At 63.7% G+C, this 7,505-nt stretch carries 8 protein-coding genes and 1 pseudogene; 4 read left to right on the top strand and 5 right to left on the bottom strand.

Going from position 1 to position 7,505, the window contains the following annotated elements:
- Nucleotides 1-578 precede the first annotated feature (578 nt).
- Nucleotides 579-1,052 (bottom strand): DUF1707 SHOCT-like domain-containing protein, encoded by a 474-nt coding sequence (locus WBQ44_RS09820; protein WP_495566515.1) that lies wholly within the window; start codon nt 1,050-1,052, stop codon nt 579-581.
- Between the two features lie 70 nt (nt 1,053-1,122).
- Here WBQ44_RS09820 and WBQ44_RS09815 point away from each other — a divergent pair, with 70 nt between their 5' ends.
- On the top strand, nt 1,123-1,665 hold the full coding sequence (locus tag WBQ44_RS09815) for a PadR family transcriptional regulator (RefSeq protein ID WP_495566514.1): 543 nt from the start codon (nt 1,123-1,125) through the stop codon (nt 1,663-1,665).
- Here the strand turns inward: WBQ44_RS09815 and WBQ44_RS09810 are convergent.
- The 4 genes from WBQ44_RS09810 to WBQ44_RS09795 are packed head-to-tail and all read right to left on the bottom strand — an operon-like array spanning nt 1,650 to nt 5,340.
- The gene (locus tag WBQ44_RS09810; protein WP_495566513.1) at nt 1,650-2,240 is read right to left on the bottom strand and encodes a class I SAM-dependent methyltransferase; all 591 of its coding nucleotides are present in this window, start codon (nt 2,238-2,240) and stop codon (nt 1,650-1,652) included. The two genes, WBQ44_RS09815 and WBQ44_RS09810, sit on opposite strands and share 16 nt — an antisense overlap.
- Nucleotides 2,241-2,249: 9 nt before the next feature.
- A complete protein-coding gene (locus WBQ44_RS09805; protein ID WP_495566512.1) occupies nt 2,250-3,389 on the bottom strand; it encodes a sulfotransferase family protein in 1,140 nt (379 codons plus the stop codon).
- Between the two features lie 8 nt (nt 3,390-3,397).
- On the bottom strand, nt 3,398-4,171 hold the full coding sequence (locus tag WBQ44_RS09800; RefSeq protein ID WP_495566516.1) for an SDR family oxidoreductase: 774 nt from the start codon (nt 4,169-4,171) through the stop codon (nt 3,398-3,400).
- A gap of 8 nt (nt 4,172-4,179) precedes the next feature.
- Nucleotides 4,180-5,340, bottom strand: coding sequence for a hypothetical protein (locus tag WBQ44_RS09795; RefSeq protein ID WP_495566511.1), 1,161 nt, complete (start codon nt 5,338-5,340; stop codon nt 4,180-4,182).
- Nucleotides 5,341-5,430: 90 nt separating this feature from the next.
- Between WBQ44_RS09795 and WBQ44_RS09790 the strand changes: the two are divergent.
- The 3 genes and pseudogenes from WBQ44_RS09790 to WBQ44_RS09780 all read left to right on the top strand — a co-directional run.
- Nucleotides 5,431-6,206, top strand: a pseudogene (locus WBQ44_RS09790) (helix-turn-helix domain-containing protein).
- A 92-nt stretch (nt 6,207-6,298) separates the two neighbouring features.
- Nucleotides 6,299-7,216 (top strand): sulfate adenylyltransferase subunit CysD, encoded by a 918-nt coding sequence (gene cysD / locus WBQ44_RS09785; RefSeq protein WP_495566510.1) that lies wholly within the window; start codon nt 6,299-6,301, stop codon nt 7,214-7,216.
- Nucleotides 7,216-7,505, top strand: a 290-nt coding sequence (locus WBQ44_RS09780) for a GTP-binding protein (RefSeq protein WP_495566509.1), incomplete at its 3' end; no start/stop codon positions are given. The genes cysD and WBQ44_RS09780, both read left to right, overlap by 1 nt.

Below are 7,505 nucleotides of genomic sequence, written 5' to 3'. Positions count from 1 at the left end.
GTCCATGCATCCAACTGTATTCGAACATATGTTCGACTACAACCCCTTGACGTCTCGAATGGTTCTGCGAGACAGTAGCTTCGAATTCAATCATAATGTTGAAAACGTAAGTATCCGGCGGGTATGAACCGATCCGTCCAGATCGGAGCGCCTGGAAGGTGACCGGGCAGGACTAGTGCTGCGGCTTGATCATTGGACGCCCTGAGCTGCCGCACCGGGGGCTATAAAATAAAAGCCCAAGAGGGGTTCGTGGTGAGGCAATCTGCTCGGCGGGGACTCTGATAGCTATGCAGCCGTTGCGGTTCCGTCCAAAAAAAAGCTTACGGGCTCGGGAGCCAGCGATGCTGACCGCGGTGGTTACGTCTCGTTCTCAACGGGGGTCAGCTACGGCGGGCGAGGTGGCAGAATCCTGATCGGACCGGCACGGGCGTCCGGAACCTTCACATCGCCGCTGCTGATGTTGACATCCCTTGTCGCGGGACCTTCTCAGGCGTGCGGCGGAAATGTAGGTGGGGCGTACAAGTGACGGCACCCTCGTCGGCGCTGACAGCCTTCGAGGCTCGGTCGGCTGACTCAGGTCAGTAGGCGCGCCGACTGCGGCAGTGGGTGCCGACTGGTAGGCCGGTGACTCGTTGGAGCGCCAGCATGGCGCCCCATGGTCCGATGACCCAGATGGGCCACGGGTAGAGGAAGTTGCCCGTGGCGATGGAGGTGACGGCCCAGATCGTCAGGCAAAGGATCCCGACGCCGGCCCAGGTCAGCCAGTCTCGACTCGTCGAGGAGTGGGGCGTCTCGGATTCAGACGAGACCGGTGTGGGGGACGGCAGGTCGATCAGTACGTCGCGAAGGTCCGACCTGGTCACCGCCGCATAGGCCCGGCCGGCCCGGGCGTCGAACTCGTCGATCGCCAGGCGACCAGTGGCGACATGGGCGGTCAGTTCTTCCACAGCATGTTCGCGCTCGGCGTCGGTCACCCGCATGGTCGGGGCGTGCGAGTCGGGCGAAGGTCGGTAGTCCATCGTGAACTCCAGTCCGGCGGTTTGACATTCCATTGTGGAACGTTGCGATATCCCCAGCATCGACCTCCCACAATGGAATGTCAAGGTATGTGACGATGGAACCGTGGCAACGACCGAACCGACACTCAACGCGACGGCAGCGTCTCTCCTGGGGTTTCTCCACCACGGGCCCATGACGGGGTGGGATCTGCACGCAACCGCTGAACTGTCCATCGGCGGCTTCTGGACCGTGACGCGTAGTCAGGTCTATCGAGAGTTGACCGCGCTCGCCGCTCGGGGGCTCGTCGAGGTAGGTGCCGTCGGTGCCCGAGCGCAGAAGCCGTTCACGATCACCGACGCGGGCAAAAGAGCCTTCGCGCAATGGATCGATCGCGAACCGGGCGAGGAGAACATTCGGCATCCGTTGTTGCTGACCATCGCGTTCGGCGAGCACCTGGCACCGGCCAGGCTGGCCGCCATCGTCGTCGAACATCGCCGACGGCACGAGCAGACGCTCGCCAAATACGAAGCTCAGCGCGACAGTTCGGGCAACGCCAGCCTCTTCGACTCCGCCACGCTGGATTTCGGAATCCGTTACGAGCAAGCGACGTTGGCGTGGTTCGACGCGCTCCCGTCCGAGTGGACCGGTGGTCAGGCCAGCAACTGAGGCTTCCGGGCGACGGTGACTGCCCAGTCCGCGTCATCGCGCCACGGCCGTAGGTCCCACGTCGAAAACCGGTGCTCGACGAGTAAGCCCACGGCGGCAAGATCGGCGTCGAACGCCTCGAGCGTGTAGTCCCGATCCGTCGCGAATCCGGCAACGAACACCCCGCCCGCGGTCAGGTGGGCTGCCATACGTTCCACTGCGAGGCGCTCGGTGCCGGGAGTCATGAACACCATGACATTGCCTGCAGCAACGACGGCGTCGAACTGCTCGCCGAGGTCGAATTCGGTCAGGTCGGCACGGTGAACGGTCAGATCGGTATGTGCGCGCGCCACGTCGACGAACACCGGATCGAGATCGACCGCGGTGACCCGATGTCCTCGATGTGCGAGCTCCGCGCCCAGACGGGCTGTGCCGCAACCGGCGTCGAGGACTGCGCTCCCTGGGGCGAGCAAGGCGTCGACCATCCGCGCCTCACCGTGCAGATCGACGCCTCGCGATTCCAGACGCGCGAACCGTTCGACGTACTGCTTGGACTGGTCGGGCGAGTTCTCGATTTGCCAGCGGGTCGGAGCCATGTCCTCACACTAGGCGAACCGTCGGTCGATTTCGTCACCGTCGAGGCCGAAGTCCTCGAGGGTGTATTTGTGCGCGGGGCGACGTTTCCCGCTGCGGCTTTCGTTGTGCATCGCGGCCATGTTCAATTGTGCATCCGGGTTGAGGTCCAGACCGAAATACTCGTAGACCTGAGACACGGTGTTGAGTGGATCGGCAACGAAATCGTGGTAGTCGACGTCGTAGAACTGCGTCGAATCGGCCTTTGCTCGGGCGTCGGCGAAGGTGTGAAGCCCGCGCTCCCACAGGTCGACCTGCGTACGCCCGATGACGTTGCCGCGGAACAGATCCGACCATCCCTGCGTCGCGTGCTCGGCAAGGCTGCACATCGACGGCATGATCGTGCGCGGCTCACGGTGGCACTGAACAATCAGTGCGTCGGGATAGACCTTCAGCAATTCGTCCAACGCGAAGAGGTGGCTCGGGTTCTTCAAAACCCATCGGCGGTCGACGTCGTGCAGGCCGATGAGCTGCAGGTTCTTTCGGTGCCGTCGATACGTCGACAGCCAGCTCTGCTCGGCGAGCCAGGACGAATACGTGGGAAGGTACGCCAGGCATTCGTACGAGATCGAGTGGACGGACTGACGCAGTAGCTGCCAGCACTCCTCCACCTCGGCGGCCGACATGTAGTGCACGCCCATGAATTCCGGGTGCTCGACGTGATGTTGCGCGAAGCCCTGCTCGATCTGAGTGAAGATCGGGTTCGCTTCCCACGTGCCTCGTGGGGGACGCGGCTGCGGCATCTCGGTGAGCCACATCTCCAGGCCCTGGTGCGCGGGGTCCGCGGTCAGCAGTCGGTGCAGCGCAGTCGTGCCGGTCCTCGGTAACCCGGTGACGAAGATGGGCCGCTCGACCGGAACCTCGGTGTGGCGCGGATTCTGCTGCCAAGCAAGCTCGCTGAACGATCGAGCAATCAGCGCACCCCGCAGGAAGAACCGACTCATCTTCGATCCCAGCGCGGTCAATTGCGCATCGCGGTGATACGAGTCGAGCAGTACACCCAAAGCTTCGACGTAGTCCTCGGATCCGAAATCGGTGAGGCCGGTGAACTTCGTGGCCGATGAGTGCAGGTCCTCGATCGTGCCGACGTCGGTGCGTTCCATATTGGTCATCACGACTCCTAGTGGTGGTACTCGCCGCAGTTGACGTCGAGGCATTGACCGGTGATGGCGCGCGCTCGGGGGGATGCGAGGAAGACCACTGCGTCGGCGATCTCGTCGGGTTCGGGGAGGCGCCGCAGGTCCGTGCCGGCCGCCGTCTGCTCGTAAATCTGCTCCGATGTCGTTCCGTACTTCTGCGCCATGTGGGCGAAGTAGCCCTTCAGATTATCGCCCCAGATATAGCCCGGTGCAACGGTATTGACGCGAACCCCCTGCGGTCCCAGTTCGCTCGCAAGCGTCTGTGACATTGCGAGCAGTGCCGCCTTCGCGATCTTGTAGCTCCCGTACTTCGGTTGCGAATGGCGGATGACGGCCGAGTTGATCATGACGATCGATCCGCCCGATTCGGCAAGTGCAGGCGTGAACAGTTGAGAAAGCCGCAGAGTCGCGAACAGCGACAACTCGAGTCCCCGTCGGATGACGGACTGGTCCGTGTGGGCGAGGTCCTTCATCGACGGAATCGCGAACGCGTTGTTGACCAGGGCATCGACCCGGCCGAGCGCGTCGACGGCGGTGTCGACGAGTGCGGTCGACGAGGCTTCGTCCGTGATGTCGGTACGGACGGCTACTGCGCGGCGGCCGAGCGCGGTGACCTCTTTCGCGACGTCGTCGAGGTAGTCGGCGCTGCGGGCAGCAAGTACCACGTCGGCACCGGCCTGCGCGCTGCGTAGGGCGATCGAACGACCGAGCGACGGGCCGACGCCCGAGACGACGACGACCTTCCCGTCCAGCATCGGGCCGGTCACCCGAGCATCCGTTGGTCGACGGCGTGGCGGCGAGCTGCGATGCGTCGCGCAAAATCCTGCGGTGAGATCTTGTTCGAGTCGTAGTAGGGCAGCCGTGAGGGAACGTCGTCGAGGGCGACCACTTCGACGGCGGGCCCGTCTGCGGCGGTCATCTCGCGGCTGACGCGTTGCCACCGAAATTGTGCGTAGCCGCGCGAGTGTCCGGTGGTCTCGATCCAATTGGCAACGCCCGGACTCTGCTCGCTGACGACGAGTCTGATGTGCCCGTCGGGGTCGGTCTGAGCCTGTTCGGAGGTCAGCGAGGTTTGGTGGTGGATGTAGTCGAGCGAGACGTACCACATGCTACCTAGTTGAAAACCCTGATAGGGCGCATCGGATTTCGGGACCGTGACGACCATCGCCTGGTCTCGGCGTAGGTCATAGTGTCCGGCCGACGAGTACTGGGTGCTCAGGCCCCCCGGCGTGAGCCTGGGCTCGGTGAGGGTGTTGACCTCGAGGTTCAGGTAGAACCAACGGGGGAACTGCAGGAAGGTGTGCAGTCGACCGAGGAGCAACTTGCCGGCCGTCGAATAGCGCTTGGAGACGGTGTCCTTGCTCGGAGGCTTCGGTGCGCCGCCGTCCTCGTCGGCTCGGCGGATGGTCAAAGTCCCTCGGGTCGCCGACCAGTCGTTGTACACCTCGCGGACAACCAGCATCGACGAGCCCGCGCCCAGGGTGAAGTGATTGGGTTCCTCCGACGGTCGGCCGAATCGCAGCGCGAAAGTACCGTCGGGGTCGATGTCGAAGGAGCGATCGTCGAATGCGGTGAGGCTGTCCGGGACGTCGACGGGGGAGTAGTCACCCTTCAGGATCTGGAAACTGAGATCGGTTGTGCTGCCTCGTCTTCCCTCGACGATGTACTCGCAGTCGTCCGCGATGTTCGCGTGAAAGTAGAGGGTGTCCGGGTTGTCGAGCCCCATTTTGGTGTATGGCCCGGTGGAGGAGACAAAGAACGGGAATTGCTTGTCGTAGGCCCACGCCATCTGAATGGACGCGCGAATGCTTCCCGCAAGGTACTCGTAACCCTCGACCAGGTCTTGCTCGCTCTCGATATGAGGCGCTGCCTCGATGATTCCTTCGGCAGTCGCAATCGCTTCGGCCAGTGCGTCGGTCAGCACACCCATCTCCTCGCTTCGGGGGTACAGATGTGTACCGCTGTGGTAGAACGGGTTCGACGATGACAATAGAACGTGTTCTAGTGAGGGTCAATGACTACTCGGACATCCCCACCCACCGATCGGGTGGTTGCGGTGCTCGACCACTTCGTCGCTCGCGGTGCGCGGCGCTTCGGATTGTCCGAACTCTCGCGCGCGCTGGGCCTCAGTAAACCGACGTGCCTCGGCATCCTTTCCTCACTGACGGGAGCGGGTTACCTCGTCCGTGACCCGGCCACCGTGACCTACGGTCTCGGACCTGCGCTGATCGCTGCCGGGCGAGCCGCGCAATCCGGCTACGCGCTGGGGCCGATAGCGCGAACGCATCTCGCGGAGTTGAGCGCGCGGTACGGCACCACCTGCACCGCGTCGGCTGTGGTCGCCGATCGCATCACCGTCCTGGAGGTGACCGACCCTGCCCGTTCGGATCGATCGCGATCATGTTCGCCGCGTCGTGGACATCTGCAGGCGCACCGGCTGCCTGGTCGAGACGCTGACGGCGGTGGGCCTCGAGCTGCACTCCGTCATGGCCGGGGTCGCGGACGAACGACGAACGTCCCGAGGAGGTTCGCGAACTGCTGGGGGAGATGGTCTCCGGTCACGGTGAGCGGGTCTGGCTCGACGAGGCCGAGGGCGCAGCAGACTCCGCCCACGAGGTCAGCGTCATCGCGGCGCCCACGTACGACTCGTCGGGGTCGCAGTCGCTCGTGCTCACCCTGCATGTCGGCGCCGCTGTCACAGCAGCGCAGATCGCCGAGCGTGGCGAAGCGTTGACGGCCGCCGCTCGGGCGATCACCGCCGACATCGGTGGGCGCCGTCCCACCCGTTGACGCGTGCGAGAACACGTTCTATATTGCGTGGGTTCGAATCTACCGGTGCGGTACTTGTTCGTACCGTTTGCGGCTACTGAAGGGCGGGCCTCGTGGGGGCGTCGACTGCATACGAACTCTCGCACCTGGCCGCGCTCGAAGCCGAAGCGGTGCACATCTTTCGTGAGGTCGCCGCCACGGCGGAGCGGCCCGTTCTCCTCTTCTCGGGTGGAAAAGATTCGGTCGTCATGCTGCACGTGGCGGCCAAGGCTTTCTGGCCGGCGCGCGTGCCCTTCTCCGTCATGCACATCGACACTGGTCACAACTTCGACGAGGTCATCGAGTTCCGCGATCGCGCAGTGGACGCCTATGCAGTCGACATGGTGATCGCCCGCGTCCAGGACGATATCGACGCGGGCCGAGTGCGCGAGGAGGTCGGCCCGCGAGCGAGCCGAAATCGACTTCAGACGCGAACGTTGTTGCGTGCCATCGGTGAGCAATCGTTCGACGCCGTGTTCGGTGGTGCCCGTCGCGACGAGGAGAAGGCGCGCGCCAAGGAGCGCGTGTTCAGTTTCCGCGACGAGCACGGTCAGTGGGACCCGAGGCGTCAGCGCCCCGAATTGTGGCAGCTGTACAACGGACGCCACCGACGCGGCGAGCACATCCGAGTGTTTCCCCTGTCGAACTGGACCGAACTCGACATCTGGCAGTACATCGAGGCCGAGAACATAACCCTCCCGAGCATTTACTACGCGCATCGACGGCTCGTCATCCCTCGTGACGGAATGCTCCTTGCTGCAACCCGATTCGTCGATGCCCTGCCGGGAGAGCAGCCGTTCGAGACGACCGTGCGATTCCGTACCGTCGGCGACGCCACCTGCACCGGCTGCGTCCGGTCCACGGCGTCCGATGCGCACCAGGTGGTCGAAGAAGTAGCGGCGAGCCGGATCACCGAGCGAGGGGCGACGAGAGCAGACGATCGAATTTCGGAAGCAGGCATGGAAGACCGCAAGAAAGAAGGGTACTTCTGATGGCCCAACTGTTGCGGGTGGCCACTGCGGGCAGCGTCGACGACGGGAAGTCGACGTTGATCGGGCGGCTTCTGTACGACTCGAAGTCCATTTTCGAAGATCAATTGGAGGCTGTGGAGAAGACCAGTCGAGAACGCGGTGGCCACGCCACCGATCTCGCGCTGCTGACCGACGGATTGCGCGCCGAGCGCGAACAGGGCATCACCATCGACGTCGCGCACCGGTACTTCGCCACCCCGAGAAGAAAATTCATCATCGCCGACACTCCAGGCCATGTGCAGTACACCCG

The organism is Rhodococcus sp. (in: high G+C Gram-positive bacteria) (assembly GCF_049591685.1).
GTDB lineage: Bacteria > Actinomycetota > Actinomycetes > Mycobacteriales > Mycobacteriaceae > Rhodococcoides.
Note: the sequence above shows the minus strand (reverse complement) of the source record. Positions and strands in the feature narration are given on the sequence as shown.